Source organism: Shewanella sp. BF02_Schw (genome assembly GCF_014596695.2).
Classification (GTDB): Bacteria; Pseudomonadota; Gammaproteobacteria; order Enterobacterales; family Shewanellaceae; genus Shewanella.
In genome coordinates, this window is record NZ_JABKAW020000001.1 from 1,714,164 (window position 1) to 1,731,940 (window position 17,777).

The 17,777-nt window shown below is 40.8% G+C and carries 15 protein-coding genes; 9 read left to right on the plus strand and 6 right to left on the minus strand.

The genetic code is table 11. From position 1 onward, the window contains the following. Window positions 1-135 precede the first annotated feature (135 nt). From HNW13_RS07570 to pssA, 3 genes are all read right to left on the minus strand, one after another. Window positions 136-489 carry a hypothetical protein gene (locus tag HNW13_RS07570; RefSeq protein WP_101088488.1) on the minus strand — a complete coding sequence of 118 codons (354 nt, stop codon included), beginning with the start codon at window positions 487-489 and terminating at the stop codon, window positions 136-138. A gap of 150 nt (window positions 490-639) precedes the next feature. Beyond that, the gene (locus tag HNW13_RS07575; RefSeq protein ID WP_192114856.1) at window positions 640-1,443 is read right to left on the minus strand and encodes a DTW domain-containing protein; all 804 of its coding nucleotides are present in this window, start codon (window positions 1,441-1,443) and stop codon (window positions 640-642) included. Between the two features lie 71 nt (window positions 1,444-1,514). After that, entirely contained in the window at window positions 1,515-2,855 is a 1,341-nt protein-coding gene (pssA, locus tag HNW13_RS07580; RefSeq protein ID WP_192114855.1) for a CDP-diacylglycerol--serine O-phosphatidyltransferase, read from the minus strand. Between the two features lie 718 nt (window positions 2,856-3,573). Between pssA and dacB the strand changes: the two genes are divergently transcribed. The 4 genes from dacB to katG all read left to right on the plus strand — a co-directional run bounded on the left by dacB (window position 3,574) and on the right by katG (window position 11,211). Further along, on the plus strand, window positions 3,574-5,145 hold the full coding sequence (gene dacB, locus HNW13_RS07585; protein WP_192114854.1) for a D-alanyl-D-alanine carboxypeptidase/D-alanyl-D-alanine-endopeptidase: 1,572 nt from the start codon (window positions 3,574-3,576) through the stop codon (window positions 5,143-5,145). A gap of 285 nt (window positions 5,146-5,430) precedes the next feature. Further along, the gene (locus HNW13_RS07590) at window positions 5,431-6,843 is read left to right on the plus strand and encodes a TonB-dependent receptor (RefSeq protein ID WP_162023044.1); all 1,413 of its coding nucleotides are present in this window, start codon (window positions 5,431-5,433) and stop codon (window positions 6,841-6,843) included. Between the two features lie 390 nt (window positions 6,844-7,233). Continuing rightward, the gene (locus HNW13_RS07595; protein WP_192114853.1) at window positions 7,234-8,781 is read left to right on the plus strand and encodes an EAL domain-containing protein; all 1,548 of its coding nucleotides are present in this window, start codon (window positions 7,234-7,236) and stop codon (window positions 8,779-8,781) included. A gap of 243 nt (window positions 8,782-9,024) precedes the next feature. After that, a complete protein-coding gene (gene katG / locus HNW13_RS07600) occupies window positions 9,025-11,211 on the plus strand; it encodes a catalase/peroxidase HPI (protein WP_192114852.1) in 2,187 nt (728 codons plus the stop codon). A 117-nt stretch (window positions 11,212-11,328) separates the two neighbouring features. Here the strand turns inward: katG and HNW13_RS07605 are convergent, their stop codons facing one another. From HNW13_RS07605 to seqA, 3 genes are all read right to left on the minus strand, one after another. After that, the gene (locus HNW13_RS07605; RefSeq protein ID WP_192114851.1) at window positions 11,329-11,736 is read right to left on the minus strand and encodes a hypothetical protein; all 408 of its coding nucleotides are present in this window, start codon (window positions 11,734-11,736) and stop codon (window positions 11,329-11,331) included. Window positions 11,737-11,878: 142 nt separating this feature from the next. After that, on the minus strand, window positions 11,879-13,522 hold the full coding sequence (pgm, locus tag HNW13_RS07610; RefSeq protein ID WP_192114850.1) for a phosphoglucomutase (alpha-D-glucose-1,6-bisphosphate-dependent): 1,644 nt from the start codon (window positions 13,520-13,522) through the stop codon (window positions 11,879-11,881). Window positions 13,523-13,575: 53 nt separating this feature from the next. Continuing rightward, complete coding sequence (gene seqA / locus HNW13_RS07615) at window positions 13,576-14,202, minus strand: replication initiation negative regulator SeqA (protein WP_101088374.1); 627 nt, start codon at window positions 14,200-14,202, stop codon at window positions 13,576-13,578. Between the two features lie 299 nt (window positions 14,203-14,501). Between seqA and HNW13_RS07620 the strand changes: the two genes are divergently transcribed. The 5 genes from HNW13_RS07620 (at window position 14,502) to earP (ending at window position 17,736) form a co-directional block, all read left to right on the plus strand. Next, window positions 14,502-15,275 (plus strand): alpha/beta fold hydrolase, encoded by a 774-nt coding sequence (locus HNW13_RS07620; RefSeq protein WP_192114849.1) that lies wholly within the window; start codon window positions 14,502-14,504, stop codon window positions 15,273-15,275. A gap of 98 nt (window positions 15,276-15,373) precedes the next feature. Beyond that, window positions 15,374-15,595, plus strand: coding sequence for a DUF2788 domain-containing protein (locus HNW13_RS07625; RefSeq protein WP_059744892.1), 222 nt, complete (start codon window positions 15,374-15,376; stop codon window positions 15,593-15,595). 8 nt (window positions 15,596-15,603) lie between these two features. Then, window positions 15,604-15,876: a LexA regulated protein gene (ybfE, locus tag HNW13_RS07630; RefSeq protein ID WP_011637372.1), complete on the plus strand. Its 273-nt coding sequence runs from the start codon at window positions 15,604-15,606 to the stop codon at window positions 15,874-15,876. Between the two features lie 51 nt (window positions 15,877-15,927). Continuing rightward, window positions 15,928-16,455 carry a flavodoxin FldA gene (gene fldA, locus HNW13_RS07635; RefSeq protein ID WP_101088376.1) on the plus strand — a complete coding sequence of 176 codons (528 nt, stop codon included), beginning with the start codon at window positions 15,928-15,930 and terminating at the stop codon, window positions 16,453-16,455. 93 nt (window positions 16,456-16,548) lie between these two features. Further along, on the plus strand, window positions 16,549-17,736 hold the full coding sequence (gene earP / locus HNW13_RS07640; protein WP_192114848.1) for an elongation factor P maturation arginine rhamnosyltransferase EarP: 1,188 nt from the start codon (window positions 16,549-16,551) through the stop codon (window positions 17,734-17,736). Window positions 17,737-17,777 lie beyond the last annotated feature (41 nt).

Genomic DNA, 17,777 nt, shown 5'->3' on the forward strand with positions numbered 1-17,777 from the left:
ATAAAATCCTGTTATTAACCCCAAACAACATAGGATTATACGATAATTGATAAAACGGTAAGCCTTAGCACTATGGGGAGAGTTAAAGTACAGGCTAAAGTGCTATGAAAGGAATCTAAAACACATGAGCTACATTTACCGTTTACGGGCAATATATTGATTAATTAATTGGGTCAATTTATCTTCAAAACGTTCTTCTATGTCATCAAGGTCTTGATCAAACGAGCTAATAAACTTAACCGCTTTATCACGAGACAACACCTTACCTGCAAGGCTGTATTGAATTTCTATTAAGCTTTTGTCTAAGCGAGGCGCAAGAAACCAATGACACACATCAGCATTTAAGTTTACTAATGCTCGCTCGGCCACCTGGCAAAAAGTGTTGATATGCTCAGCACCATCTGGTCCCAAACAACCGGGTTCAAGACGACACAAAACAACTAATTTTTTAGTATTTATCTCTCTAGCACTGTTTATCAACTCTTCCATAATGTGTACGAAACGATCCTTAATAAAATCCTGCAGATTAGAATGTTGCTTAGGTAAAATTGATAACCTAATAGCGATAACTAACACCATTAACGTTCAGTTAGCATCACGTAATTTAACACAATATGCAACCGTTTGGCGCCGATTAAGCTATTTTTTACCGCCCTCATGACTAGCCTGTAATGCATGTTTAAAAGCATCAATAAACTCAGAAATTGGCGTTAAGGTTTCTTTTGCCCGACGGTTACGCCCAAGCAAGGAAGATTCTACGAATAAATCAAACCAAGTCGATAATGCTAACCCATTTTGAGGCTCTTGAGCTGCGGTTAATGCCATTGCCGCGACTTCTGCTGTGCCCAGTTGAAAATCATGGCTGCCTTTACGCAGAGCGTAGGTTGCTAAGGTTTCAGGTGCAAATGAAAGCACTGGCATTTGTTGTAAATACGGGCTTTTACGATACATTTTAATGGCTTCACGCCAACTGCCATCAAGCATAACTAACAAAGGTATTTTGGTTATGCCCTGCTCAGTCGTCAACGAAGTGGCCGTTATTTGCTCAACGACGGCTTGATCGTTCTCAATATATTGTTGTGGGAAGACTAAAAATGGTTGATAAGTTGGATTAGACAATAAAGCCAACATTGCAGTATCGGTCTCGGTTCGAGTCCACAAAAACGCATGGGTATCAGGAATTAAGTCGGCAATCAGCCTACCACTATTGGTTGGTTTTAATACTTCATCGTTATACATAATCAACATAAAGCTGGTGTTGGTATTCAAGTATTGACGATGTTTACAGGTGCAAAATAATTCACCCAAGAGGCACAAATTACATCTAATAAGTTTCTTTCCTCGCGCGCCAAAGGGCTTTGTCGACAAGGATTTTCGATACTCATGCAAACGGTGAACCGCATGAATTGGCGCTTTAGTGGGTTTAGTCGGTAATTCTGACATTCTGCAACTCTAAGATGAAAAAAGTTCATCACCAATGCTGGTGATGAACTGATAAACGCATTATGAGGAAATTATAGAATACGGCGTAATAAAAAGTCTGCTTTTAAACGGCGAATTCGATTCATTATTTTCTTCACCGGTTTAGGGTATTTCTGCAAAGTATCAATTTGGCTGTAATGGAATAATCGCTCAGTGTGTAGCAAGATATATTGCTGCTCTTGAATAAACGACTCTTTCCAAGATCCTGACTCATCATGCAATAATAAGCCATTTTCTAAATCCAATGCCCACGCTCGTGGGTTTAGGTTCGAACCCGTTATCAGATGCTTTCGATTATCGGCACTGATGCCCTTCAAATGAAAACTGTTAATACCATCTTTCCATAAATGAATATTCAGTTGTCCGTTCTCAATAGCCCATTGCTGGTTTTTGGCAAATTTACGCAGTGATTGCTCGTACATGTACGGCAACGCACCAATCGTTGAAAAATCTTGATCCGGCGGAATGTAGAAGTCATTCGCCGTTTTGTCACCAACGACAATATCTATTTTTTTGCCATCACGCAGATGTCTTGCCAATGCACGAGTTAAAATCGTTGGCGGGTTGAAATAAGGCGTACAAATAAACAACTCTTTAGTTGATTCATCGACTAACTTAACAATAGTGTCATTTAATCCGTTGTTTTTTCTGCCTAAACCGATCAATGGCGTAACACGGTTACCCACTGTGGTAGAGGTATACTGATAACGGGCCTGAGATAGACGATGTTTAAAACTTTTTACATCGTTCTTTTCAGGGTTATCTTCATTGTCTGCAGCTTGACTTAATACACTTACGGCAGGATCGCTAACGATATTCTGCTTTATCATGTCACGCATACTGCGAGCCAGCTCAGGACAATCGATAACATGGTATCTATCGAAACGGTATTTTTCTTGCTGTTGTAAATAAATGTTGTTAATGCTCGCGCCACTGTAAATAACAGTGTCGTCGATGATAAAGCCTTTAAGATGCAGTACACCCATAAATTCGCGAGACTTCACCGGCACACCGACAATATCAAACGGATGCGTTGCTTGGTCCATTAATTGGCGATATAAAATATAATTACCACTGTCGCCCTTTTGACCTATTAGGCCTCGGCGTGCACGATGATAATCCACTAACACTTTGATATCTAATTGTGGGTTTTGGTTCTTTGCGTCTAATAACGCCTGCAATACCTCACGGCCAGCTTCATCATCTTCAACATATAATGCTGCGATGTAAATTGAAGATGTTGCCGATGCAATTTTAGTTAGTAAGGCTTGCTTAAAATCTTTTGGCTTAAGCAACCAAGACACAGCATCTGCATTTAGGGCAATACCACCTAGCTTATCCAGCAAGGCATCCTCCTTAAAATAGGTGACCATTACCATAATCAGTAATGGGATCAAATTTAAAAAACATCACAGCGATATATTGTAATTGTAAGTACGCTGTTCAACTGTTTAGCAAGTAATACATGCCATGCTTACAGATAAATTGAGGGAATAAGTGACTTCAGAATAAGTAACGTCAACCTCAATTGATGATGTTTCTTTTAACGCAATATCGATAGTGCTAACGAGATAACCTTTACAATTATAAATATCATTGCTGAATGGTCTATCGTGGTCTGTCTATCCGCTCTAATCAACTTATATCACACCACAATATGCTGCAAAATAGAACTATTGCAGCTCTGAGGCATCTAATTCTGAAGATTAGTGAGCTTGGCGTTCTGTTAAGCTGATAGAAATTACCGACTAACAAGGTGATGAGCAAGATTTTTCTTACTTAGCGGCGGTTTTAGTACGCTTTTTTGTTGATAATTTGCGTAATAAAGCGAGATTGCTTGCTAACTAGTCAACTAAAGCGTCAATGATAATGAGTTAAACATTAATTCTAATTATCATAAATGAGGAAATATAACCAAAAAAACATCAAATGCATATCAGCTAAGGATATCATCAGCTAACATAACCTATCGTTACTGAACTCTCACAATAGGCTTTTATGAATTCCCTTCTTTTTTGTCTCCCCCAGCCTCGTTTCTTTTATGAACAACCTTCTTTGCGGTTCACGCAAGCCTTATGTCTGCTAGGAGCATTGATTATCACAAGCCTGTTGAATGTTGCAATCGCAGCAGAAACACCCGACCAAGTAGCACTCAGTCAGCCACAAACAATTCATAGGGATAGTACTACCCAGCAACCTGCAGCATTGTATCTTGATAATATGCTCCAGTTACTAAAACCAACACATTCACAGCTCGGCATCACAGTGTGGGACATGACGACTCAACAAACAGTCTTTGAGTACAACAACCAATCGTTAATGCAACCTGCCAGCGTTCAAAAACTGTTAACCGCATTGGCTGCAACTAAACAACTCGGTAAAGACTTTACCTATCAAACCCGTTTAACTACGTTAGCAGAGCAACCTTTAGATAAAAGCCAAATTGATAATGGCATATATTCTGGCGACATTTACATAGAATTTAGTGGCGACCCAACCTTAAAATATCAAGATTTGCGACAGTTACTCGCCTCTTTAAGTCTGCTAGGTATCACTGAACTGACAGGCAATATTGTATTAACCAGTGAGCAAGATAGCCAACTGCAGGCACCTGGCTGGGTATGGGATGATTTAGGGATTTGCTACGCAGCGCCAATATCGCCTTTCATCATTGATAAAAATTGTGTCTATGGTCGATTAGCAACAACCGGCTACAATAAAGTGGCCAACATCACCATGATGGGAAATCGGCCCATTGAAATCACCAATGATGCTTATTTTGTCACCCCAATCATCAACCGACCTGTTGCTAAGCCCACAGTGAAGACATTAACCGATGCGGTTGTTCTTCCTGCATATCTAACAGAATCAGTACCACAGTGTCAGTTAACGTTAAGTCGTTTCGATAATAATCGCTATCATCTTACTGGCTGCCATGTCGGCGCTAAATCATTGCCTTTGGCAATAGCCATTACCGAACCACAACTGTACGCGCAACAGATCGTAGCCAAACAATTGGCTTCTTTAGGCATTGTGCATCAGCAACCCATTACAGCACAAAAAATGAATACAGAACCGCAGTTTATGGCTCAAAGACAAGTGATCGCCAGCCACCAATCTGCAGCATTGCCTAAATTGCTCGAAACCATGTTGCTTAAATCAGATAATTTAATTGCCGACAGTTTATTAAAAAAATTGGGTGAGGTTTATTATCAAGCACCCAGTGATTTTGCCCGAAGTGGCCAAGCATTAAAAACCATTCTGTATTCTATTGGCATCGATTTATCAAATGCAAACATCGCCGATGGCTCTGGTTTGTCGCGTTATAACTTACTCACGCCTGAACACGTATTAAGTGTACTCACCACCTTATACCAACAACCTGAGTACCACTTTTTACTCGCGTTGTTACCAGAATCTGGTGTTAGTGGCACTTTACGCTATAAACGCTATTTCAATAAATCACCGTTGAAAAACCATGTGTTTGCTAAAACAGGCAGTATGTTGGGCATTGCAAACCTAGCTGGCAGAGTGAATGTCAGTAATGGTCATGATTATTTATTTGTTTTATTTGAAAATGGGTTAAGTCCACAGATTAAAAAACAACAAAAAGCGCCTTTTTCGGCGGTGTTTTTGCAAACCATGATGGATGTCCCAAGATAACCAGTACGAGAGATAGCCTGGACTCGAGATAACATTTCCATAGCCACCACATTTTGTTAAAACTGTGGCGGCTATCTTCTGTTTAATCTAAAAATAATGATTCTGGCCATCTGCATCGACGACCTGAGTAAAAATGCCACTATAAACATCAATAAAGTAACAATTAACGTAAAATCATCATTATATCGACACATTTTTCCTTTCAGCACTAGCGCATATTTCAACTTGCTATAACATTGTTAGCCGTAACCTTAAGATATGAATATTTTATCGTGTGGAGATAATATGGATAAGCAAGTCAGTTCGCGTGGCACAAAAGAAAAAGCCCTTCGTTTAAATCTAGACGAAAAAAAGTACGGCACCATTGTTGAAATTGGTGCAGGACAAGAAGTCGCACGTAACTTTTTTGTGGCTGGCGCTGCTGCGGGTACGATAGCGAAAACCATGTCGGCCTACGATATGAAATTTTCAGATGCCATCTATGGTGTCCAAGAAGATGGCCGTTATGTCAGTAAAGCTCGTGTGCTAGCGATGATGGAGCAAGAGTTTGATTTAGTGGTCGATCGTGTTGGAGCCATTCGCTCTAAGTCTTCACGATATTTTACCTATGCAGCTACTGTCTCAGCCAAGAGCTTTAATCGTAAAAACGAATGCCATGCATGGTGCGGGGTGCGTATTCAAATGTACCCTGGTGCTGAGCCGTCTAATATTATTGTCCATGTACGCATGTTCGATGACAGCGCTGAAGCACAACAACAAGCGCTGGGTATTTTAGGGGTTAACCTTATTTACGCCAGCTATTATTATTTTGAAGATCCAAAAATGATTATCGATTCGTTAACCGACAGCCTAAAAGCCAATCGGATTGAAATTGATTGTATCGACTTTCAAGGTCCCTACTTTGAAGATGTCGACAATCAAGCCAAGAATATTCATCTTATTCGCAGCTGGAAAACTCGCGCGATTATGTTCAAAGCCGATGGCAGTGTCGCGGTACCTGCCGATATGCTGTACAAAAAGAACGTGTTAACCATTCGTGGTTCATTTAAACCCATTACCAACCTTAATGTCGATATGATTGAGCAAGGCTACAAAGCCTTTTCGACATTAGAAGGGGTAACCGATAAAAATACCGTGTTAATCGCAGAAATATCACTGAATGACTTACACGGTAAAGATGCCAATATGACCGAGAAGGACATTATGGAACGGGTTAAATTGCTTAACTTATTAGGCTATAACGTAATGATTTCTGATTACACCCGCTATTTTTCATTACGTGCTTATTTTCGTCAGTACACCCAATTACAAATTGGCATTGTGGTGGGTATTGTTAACATTAAACAAATTTTTGATGAAGAATATTATCGTGGCATGGAAGGCGGCATTCTTGAAGCTTTTGGTAAGTTATTTCCTGATAATACGCGTTTGTTTGTCTACCCAGAACGGGATGAAAAAGGCGAGCTAAATGACTTAACCAATGTCAGTGTGCCTAATAACTTGCGTTATTTATTCCGCCACGTGCTTGATAACGGCTTTATCACCAGTATTGAATCAAGCAATCTTGATTTATTTAATATTTTTTCTCGAGAAATTTTACAACAAATTTGTCGCGGTCAAGGGGAATGGGTTAACGCCGTACCCGAAGCCGTCAGTAAAGCCATCATGGAACAAAAATTATTTGGTTACCGCGGCTAATGAATACATATTGATTCTGTATAAGGCAAGATGTCATTGCGCGGTTAGATGTTTGAACCTCAACGTGCAATGACTAAATATGATGAGAATCGTCGTTAAATAATTGATTTCATTTTCTACTTTGAGTACGCAAAAACAACATTAGTACACTAGTATTTAAATGGTTAACCTATCTTGGGTTAGCCATTTTCTTAACAGACACCTTTTTAACGCTATTTTAAATACACTGTCCTTAATAAATCTACACGAACAACACACCTTCACAACAACATTTTACAGCAATCTTTAACAACAGCTCGCTCGTTTTATCGATTATCCTTCCCCTCTTACCACAGGAAATAGCGATTGTTGCAGATATTGGCTTTATCAATGCTTATTTTAGGACTCTGTATGCTGGTCTTTAGTTTAAGAGCAGTAAGCAAAATTTGTGTTAAGGACAATAATACTGGCTGGCGAGTGCTTAGAGGATTGATCATCTTTTTCGTGCTGGGCTATACAGGGGTTTTTTATTACCTGTGTAAACAATCTGACTTGGCAATATCAGATGTCATTTTTTGCATCATCATGTTTTTTGGTGGCGGATTTGTTGTGTTGGTCACTCGACTGAGTTTAATGAGTTTGCTTAAAGTCGAAAAATTAGTCATCAATGAGCGCAGTAATGCGCTGCACGATAGCTTAACAGGTCTACCTAATCGACAACATTTAATGAACTCGTTAAGTCATCATGTCGATGTTGGACTGCCATTCAGCCTGTTGCTGATTGATTTAAACCGTTTTAAACAAGTCAATGATGCTTTAGGCCATTATTATGGTGACTTACTCTTAATTGAAGTCGGTAAGAGTGTTTCTGAACACTTACCCGATGATGCAGCGTTATTTAGACTTGGCGGAGACGAATTTGCTGTCATTGTCACTCAAGTAGAATTAGCTCAGGTTCAACACACCATTAACGCTATACACCAGGCGCTTGAAAAGGCATTTTGCATTGAGAGTTATGATTTATTAGTGGGCGCTAGCGTAGGATTATCTCACTATCCCAGCTACGCAAGTGAAATAGGTCAATTGTTACAGCAAGCCGATATTGCTATGTACTCAAGTAAAAAACTAGCCACGTTATATACCACCTATGATCATAGCCTTGAAACCAATGCCGCCGAAAAAGTGAATATCAGTGCTTTATTAAAACGCGCGATTGAACAACAGGAGTTTGAACTCTGGTATCAACCTATCATTAATCTTCGCGACAACAGCCTTTACGGCGTCGAAGCGCTTATTCGCTGGCCTCGTCCAGATGGCAGTTACACGCCCCCAAGTGTGTTTATTAATATTGCCGAACAAACTACCCTTATAAACCAAATAACCGGTTGGGTAATGCAACAAGTTGCAAAAGACGTTGAGCATTTTGAATCCTTGGGGTTGTCTTTGTGTATCCACCTCAATTTGTCCGCTAAAGATTTACAAGATCCAACCCTAATCAATAAAAGTGTGTCACTTGTTAACGGCAATCACTCATCGCAGAAGATAATGTTTGAAATAACCGAAAGTGCAATGATGACCAATGTTGCACAAGCTAAAGATGCGATGACACAGATTACCGCTGCGGGGGGAGCATTCAGTATTGATGATTTTGGAACGGGGTTTTCTTCGCTAGAACTACTGCGTGACCTTCCTGTTACCCAAATTAAAATTGATGGTTCATTTATCAACAGTATCCATCATAGCGATGCAGACTTGGCAATAGTAAAATCAGTCATTTTTCTGTCCCAACACTTAAATTGTAATGTTGTAGCAGAAGGCGTAGAGAACAGTGAAACGGCGACATTACAAGCATCACTCGGTTGCGATCTCGCCCAAGGTTACTACTATAGTAAACCTATGCCCATGTCATCTTTTGCCCACTATATTCAAGTACAACAATCAATGAGCACCGCAGTCTAGCATCATAGTCTTTAATGACTTGGATCATGACTTACACCAAATTATTGGCCTAATCTCTATCAACATACTGTTCTATTATCGAACGATTTTTAACAGTCAGCATGACTAATCTTATTCATCAATAAAATCGATTAGCCGGACCGAAAAAAGTCGCTTTCATTCGTAGTCACAGTCAGTTAGCCTGTTATAGAAATCCAGTGATGCATAAAATTTATGCTATTTTTAGTGATAAAGGAACCTATCATGGACAAAGCACAACAAACCCAAGGCAAATGCCCAGTAAACCACGGCGGCAATACCACAGTCGCGAGCGACGTTATGGAGTGGTGGCCTAATGCACTTAATCTCGATATTCTTCATCAGCATGACAATAAAACCGATCCAATGGATCCTAACTTCGATTACCGCGAGGCGTTTAAAAGCCTCGACTTGTCTGCGGTAAAACAAGATCTCCACGCACTCATGACTGATAGCAAAGATTGGTGGCCAGCCGACTGGGGCCATTATGGTGGACTGATGATCCGTATGGCTTGGCACTCTGCTGGTACTTATCGTATAGCAGACGGTCGCGGCGGTGCAGGAACAGGTAACCAACGTTTTGCGCCACTCAACAGCTGGCCAGATAACGCCAATTTAGACAAAGCACGTAGATTACTGTGGCCAATTAAAAAGAAATATGGCAATAAGTTGTCTTGGGCTGATTTGATCATTCTCGCTGGCACCATTGCTTATGAATCTATGGGCCTAAAAACCTTTGGGTTTGCTGGCGGCCGTGCTGACATCTGGCATCCAGAGAAAGACATATACTGGGGTTCAGAAAAAGAATGGCTGGCAACAAGCGATACACCCAATAGCCGCTATTCAGGCGAACGAGATCTCGAAAATCCATTAGCCGCCGTAATGATGGGATTAATTTATGTCAATCCTGAAGGTCCTGATGGCAAGCCAGACCCACTGAGAACCGCACAAGACATTCGTGTCACCTTTGAACGCATGGCAATGAATGACGAAGAAACCGTCGCGCTTACTGCTGGTGGTCACACTGTCGGTAAATGTCACGGCAATGGTCGTGCAGAAAAGCTCGAAGCCGCTCCTGAAGGGGCTGAACTCGAAGACCAAGGTTTAGGCTGGTTAAACAAAACAAGCCGCGGTATTGGCCGTGACACGGTAACAAGCGGTATTGAAGGCGCTTGGACAACCAACCCAACTCAGTGGGACAATGGCTACTTTGAGTTATTGCTTAACTACGAGTGGGAACTTAAAAAGAGCCCTGCTGGTGCATGGCAATGGCAGCCTATCGACATCAAAGAAGAGCATAAGCCTGTTGATGTTGAAGATCCATCGATTCGCCTAAGTCCTATCATGACCGACGCTGATATGGCGATGAAGATGGACCCAGAGTATAGAAAAATTTCAGAGCGTTTTTATCAAGATCCAGCTTATTTCTCGGATGTGTTTGCTCGTGCTTGGTTTAAGCTTACCCACAGAGATTTGGGTCCTAAAAGTCGTTATTTAGGCACGGATGTACCTGCTGAAGAGTTAATATGGCAAGATCCAGTTCCACAAGTTGATTACAGCTTAACCGAACAAGAAGTTACCGACACTAAAGCTAAGATTCTGGCCAGTGGATTAAGTATTGCTGAACTTGTGGCTACGGCTTGGGACAGTGCCCGCACTTTCCGTGGTTCAGATTTTCGTGGCGGAGCCAACGGTGCACGTATTCGTTTAGCCCCACAAAAAGACTGGCAAGGTAACGAGCCGACAAGGTTACAAAAAGTATTAGCGGTGTTAACCACTATTCAAGCAGGCCTAACTAAGCCGGTCAGTATTGCAGATTTAATTGTGCTCGGAGGATCAGCCGCAGTAGAGCAAGCTGCTCATGCTGCTGGCGTTAAGATATCGGTGCCTTTTGTTGCCGGACGTGGCGATGCAACGCAAGCTCAAACTGATGTTGAGTCTTTTGATGTGTTAGAGCCTCTACACGATGCATTTAGAAACTGGCAAAAGAAAGACTATATCGTTCAGCCAGAAGAAATGATGCTCGACCGTACTCAATTAATGGGGCTAACCGCGCATGAAATGACAGTATTGGTTGGTGGTATGCGAGTATTAGGGACCAACTACGACAACAGTCAACACGGTGTATTTACTGACAATGTTGGCGTGTTATCAAATGACTTTTTTGTCAACTTAACTGATATGTCGTACAACTGGAAGCCTGCAGGTAAAAATCTGTATCACATTGTGGAGCGCAGCACTGATAAAGTGAAATGGACTGCAACTCGTGTTGATTTAGTCTTTGGCTCAAACTCTATTTTACGTTCGTATGCAGAGATTTATGCACAAGACGACGCAAAAGAGAAGTTTGTTAACGACTTTGTTAAAACGTGGACTAAAGTAATGAATGCAGACAGGTTTGACCTAGCCTAGTGACGACGGTTAGTCATAATGTATAGTTTGTAAAATAATATCGAGGGCGGGATGTATTATTCTGCCCTCGAATTATATTTGGTTAAATCGCTCAATACAGGTTAAGTAACCTCAAGATCAATTCATACGCTTTACTTCAAAATCCATTTTCACTTTCACTGGTACTCGCTTAATATTCGATGCCGCTGGCACATACTGCTGTTTTGGCATCTTATTGACTAATGCTTGCGTCATCCAGCCCTCTGGCTGCGAGCTAATAAGCTCTTTGCTGACTTCGTTACCGTTTGAGTCAATCGTAATATAATATTCGCCCTTACCTGCACCTCTTGGTAACCAATCAGGACGTTTGTTTAACATTACAGGTTTAATCTGCTCCAATGACCAATATTGATTGAGTTGAGAATTTTCAATAGTGATTACCTTTGTATTAAACACGGCTTGAGGTACTTGAATGGTTTCAAGTTGAGTTTGGCAAGCCGTTAACATAATCGCCGGTAAAAAAAGTAGTGACATATATTTATTCATTAATATCTTCCTTGAAATGACTTAACATTAATTATTAACAACGAACAGTTAAGCCATACTGACAAAAAATCGCATCAATAGAAGCAAAAAAAAACACTGAAAATCAGTGCTTTTTATTTTTATTAAACAACTAACAGTTAACTTAGCCTTTCAAAGCTTGATCAATCATAGTCTGTGCTTGAGTAATAATGTCATCCAAATGCTGCTGACTAATAAAGCTTTCGGCGTAGATTTTAAACAAGGCTTCAGTACCTGATGGACGCGCAGCAAACCAGCCATTTTCGGTAGTGACTTTAATCCCGCCAATCGCCGCATTATTACCAGGCGCATGACTTAATATTGCTGTAATCGCCTCACCCGCTAATTCTGTGTCGGTAAAGCTGTCACGATTTAACTGTTCAAACTTAGCTTTTTTCTTAAGACTAATTGGGCTATCGATACGAGTGTAAAAACTTTCACCAAATTGATCGGTTAACTCTTTATAGCGTTGTGCAGGTGTTTTGCCTGTTACTGCTAAAATCTCAGCCGCTAGTAATGCTAAAATAAAGCCGTCTTTATCAGTACACCAGGTACTGCCATCACGTTTTAAAAACGCTGCACCAGCACTTTCTTCGCCACCAAATGCAATGGTGCTATTTGCTAAGCCATCAACAAACCATTTAAAGCCCACAGGCACTTCTAAGCATTGTCGACCTAACGCATTACAAACACGATCAATCATTGCACTTGATACTAAGGTTTTACCCACTGCGAGTGACTCAGCCCATTGTGGACGATGAGTCATTAAATAGTCTATCGCCACCGCCAAATAATGGTTAGGGTTCATCAGTCCAAAGCCAGGGCACACAATACCGTGACGGTCATAATCCGGGTCATTACCGACGCACAAATCATAATCTTCGCTGTACGCTAACAAACCTGCCATGGCATAAGGAGACGAGCAATCCATCCGGATTTTGCCGTCTTTATCTAATGGCATAAAGCCAAATGTGGGATCAACTTTATCATTGACTAAGGTAATATCTACACCATAGTGAGCGGCAATTTGCTCCCAGTAGTAAATACCCGACCCACCTAAAGGATCAACACCTATACGAATGTTGGCTTTTTTAATGGCATCCATATCAATGACTTCAGCAAGAGATTCAACATAAGGTGCAATAAAATCGACTTCATCAATCCAACCCGACTTAACCGCGACACCGTAATTAACTTTTTTAACCCCTGAGAGTTGATTGGCAAGATATTCATTGGCTTTTGTTTCGATGATTTTAGTAATTTCACCTTCAGCAGGACCGCCATGAGGTGGATTGTACTTAATGCCACCATCTTGTGGAGGATTGTGCGAAGGAGTAATAATTAACCCATCGATTAACGCAGCAGGTGCTGACGAATTTGCACGAACAATCGCTTGAGACACCACTGGTGTTGGGGTAAACCCATCATGCTGTTGAATTAGCATTTTAACTTGGTTTGCAGTTAATACTTCGACCACCGACATAAATGCTGCATAAGACAATGCATGGGTGTCAAAACCCACAATCATTGGCCCGCTTATATTGGCGGAATGACGATAATCGACAACTGCTTGGGTGATAGCCCAAATGTGGTTTTGATTGAAACTCGATGAAAACGCACTGCCTCGATGACCCGATGTACCAAATGTCACTTTTTGTTGCACGTCTTCCACATTAGGAATAATGCGATAATAATGACTCATCAATTTAGGAATATTCACTAAATCCGTTTGTAAAGCTTGCTGTCCTGCGCGTTGATGAATGGCCACGAGTGGTCTCCTAGTTAGTAAATAAAAAATGAATCTTCGACAAAACTCAAAGGTTAAATGTGTTCGGCGATGCTCTTCGCTCTTTCACTGTCACAACCTAAATGTTCCAATACCTCTGTTAGAATAGTTTGTTTTTTGGCGGTATTGTTATTGGTGGTGACCCAAAATCCACTTGATGCGATTTCTTTTGGATTAGAAGATTTACTTGACGTTAATAACGCCTGTTTAGAGCGGGCAAAATACAAACGTCCTTTGCCTTGCACATTAAGCACTTTGTCAAAGTCACTACGAGCAGTGGATTCAAGGCTGGATAATAAATGCATAAAACGCCCAACGGCACCTTTCTGCTGACTTAATAAGTGTTGGCTTACAATGGCATCAAAATCAATAGTTGTTGACGTTGCAATGTCTTCGTCTAATGGAACGTGCTGAATGGCACTCTTTTGCTCAGCGATCACTTTTTCAACAGCTGCTTTGGCTTGATCAAAAACTGGATGACGATTTACTGGCGATTGCGACTCTAAACTTGGATGACTAATGTCTGTGGGTAAGCTTATATCGACATTTTCGACTGACAAGTTCAATAAACGACGCAAAATATCGGAAGCGCTTTCGCCGATGCGTTCAGTTTTACTGGCAATAAAGCGATAAAGTTCTTCGTCAATTTCAATGTATTTCATCAGAGTCATCCTTTTTCTATCAGTCTATTACTGTTGCCAAGATTACATTGGCATCAGATTAAGTCGGGATCGCAGATCGAATTAATAATAATGCGATCAAAAAAATATTGCTTCAGTGTAAGCCATGCTTAACCTACTAATAAAGTGACAAAATCATTTAATGGCCTATATTACTCATATTTTTTTGAAAGCAGTTTAAAATATCAGCAACTATGGCAACATGTGTCAGCAAAACTTGATTTGACCGGCTCATTGCAGCAGAATCTTCCGCATTAAATGTCCAATGAGTTTATTGAATTATGCATTATGTATCTTCTGGTCAAGGTGAAGCCGTCCTGCTTATTCATGGGCTGTTTGGTAATCTTGATAATCTAAAAAACCTCGCCAGTGTGCTTGAGCAACAACATCAAGTCATAAGGGTTGATGTACCCAATCATGGCTTAAGCGAGCATTGGGACAACATGGATTACTCTCAACTGGCTGATGCCATGATTGATGTACTCGATGATTTGCAGATTGAACAAGCCCATGTGGTCGGCCATTCTATGGGCGGAAAAATTGCGATGGCAATGGCTCTTTTACACCCAGAGCGTGTCAAAAGCTTAGTGATTGCAGATATCGCACCGGTAGCATATAGCCCAAGACATCAAACCGTATTTGCAGGCTTAACCAGTTTAGTATTAAACAGCGATACCACTCGAAAGTCGGCCATAGCACACTTAATCAACGCCGGTATTGATGAGCAGACATCTCAATTCTTACTCAAGAATCTACAACGCACAGACAGCGGCTTTGAGTGGAAAATGAATTTAACTGGGCTAATCGAATCTTACGACCGTATTATAGGTTGGAATTTGCCTTTAACCGATAACGATCATTTTGATAAACCAGCACTATTTATCCGTGGCGGTGAGTCAAATTATGTCACTGCTGAGCATCGTGATGAAATCATGCGTCAATTTCCACATGCCAGTGCAAAAACATTGAACGGTACAGGCCATTGGTTACATGCACAAAAGCCTGAGATCTTTAATCGCATCGTGTCTGAGTTTATTGAACAAAACCAAGGGTAAATTTTTAATATTTACCTTTTTGAACATAGCCGATTGTATCGTGATGTGATATATTCGCGCCCTCTTTTCGCCAGACACTCAATAGCGAAGGTAGAAGTATGTTAAACCAATACATGGAACAAATTGAAGCAGTAGGCTTGAACTTGTTTTTTGCATCGATATTCTTTTTTATCGGCATGGCTATCCATGATGTGCTTAAACAAGGTGAAGTCCCTAAATTTGGTCGATATATTGTTTGGGCAGTGTTATTCCTCGGCTGCGCCGGGTTTATTGCAAAAGGTATCATTCAGATGACCTGGGAAGGCTCTGGGATCGGTTAAAGAGTACAATGGCAAAAGAAACAACAGATAGAACGACTATTGACCTTTTTGCCGCTGAAACTCGCCGTGGGCGTCCGAGAAGTAACCCTCTTTCTCGGGAGCAGCAATTAAAGATCAATAAACGTAACCAAATTCAGCGCGATCGCGCTAACGGTTTAAAGCGAATAGAGTTAAAGGTGTCACAAGATTTGTATGACGCCTTGAACCAACAAGCTTTGAACAGTAACATCAGCCGTAGCCAGTTAATCGAATTTATTCTGCAACAGCAACTCGACAACTGAGACGTTTTTAGAAAATCGCACAACGCGAACTAGATATTTAAAGGATAGACAATGGCAACTGTAGGTCTTTTTTTCGGTAGCGACACTGGCAACACCGAAGCTGTAGCCAAAATGATCCAGAAAAAACTGGGTAAAAGCATGCTCGATGTTAAAGACATCGCAAAGAGTACCAAGGAGCAAATTGCTGAATACGATTTGCTTATGTTTGGTATTCCAACATGGTATTACGGCGAAGCACAGTGTGATTGGGATGACTTTTTCCCAGAGCTTGAGCAAATTGACTTTACCGATAAGCTAGTCGCTATTTTTGGTTGTGGTGACCAAGAAGATTATGCTGAATATTTCCTTGATGCGATGGGCATGATACGTGACATCGTTGAAGCTCGAGGCGGTATTATCATTGGTAATTGGCCATCTGAAAGCTACAATTTCGAAGCCTCTAAGGGCATGGCAGACGACAAGCACTTTGTCGGTTTAGGGATTGATGAAGATCGTCAACCTGAGCTAACTGAAGAACGTGTTGACGGCTGGGTGAAGCTAGTTTATGAAGAAATGTGTCTAGCTGAGTTAGAAGACTAACCCACATCATCAGATTAGTTTTGTGATTGAAAGCGGCTTTATTGCCGCTTTTTTATGTCTATAGTTTGGTTTAACGGTTAAGTAACCACCAATATGTCAGTCAATAATTTCAACCCATTACACCCTCATTGGGATATTTTTTGTGTCGTGGTCGATAACTATGGTGACATAGGTGTCACCTGGCGTTTGGCTAAGCAACTGGTGGCTGAATATGATATTCCCATCAATTTATGGGTCGATGACTTACTGAGTTTTTCGCATATATTACCCATGCTAGATCCACATAAATCGAAGCAAATATTCAATGGTGTGAATATATTTCAATGGAATAACCCAATAGATATAGAGTTTATTGCTGGTAATGTCGTTATTGAAGCATTTGCCTGTGAATTACCATCACAAATAAAATCCACAATAAATCAATTACATCAACCCCCTCTTTCTCGAGCCCCTACATGGTTAAACCTTGAATATCTCAGTGCTGAAGATTGGATAGAGGGTTGTCACGGGTTGCCCTCTTCACAGCCTAGTGGGGTTAAAAAGTGGTTCTATTTTCCAGGTTTTACCCCTAAGACAGGCGGGCTTATCTGTGAGCGGGAATTATTTAATCAACGTGACGAATGGCAAGCTGACTCAAAACATAAATTAGCATTGTTCAACAAACTGGGGTTACAGGGAATAGATGCTAAAGACACGGTTATCAGTGTCTTTAGTTATGAAACGCCAGCCTTAGCTGCTTTGTGTGAATTATGGCAAACATCGCCAAGCCCAATTCATGCACTAATCCCTAAAGGACGCAGTTTACATAGCTTAACGAGCATATTGCCCTGTGACATTAAAGATTTGATGCCCGGTCAACAATTTACAATAGGTAACTTAACCCTACATATATTACCCATGACTGATCAAAATGCTTTTGATCGCTTGCTATGGAGCTGTGATTTTAATATTGTGCGGGGTGAAGATTCGTTTTTACGTGCTCAATGGGCTGCAAAACCCTTCATATGGCACATTTATCCTCAAGAAGATGATTATCACTTGGTAAAATTACAAGCTTTTATGCAAATTTACTGCGATAATCTTGCTCCAGAAATTGCTGCCACTTGGTCTGAGGTGAATTTGGCCTTCAACCAGGGGAATACAAACGCGGTAGTAATGCACTGGCAACAATTACATTCTGTTAATTTGTCTTTAATGCAACATGCTATTGAATGGCCAATTAACGCGTTAAATGAAGCAGATCTTGCGAGTCGACTAGTTCAATTCGTTAAAAATAGCTAAGATACTGCTCTATAAATAAAAAAAGTCTAAATATATAGGAA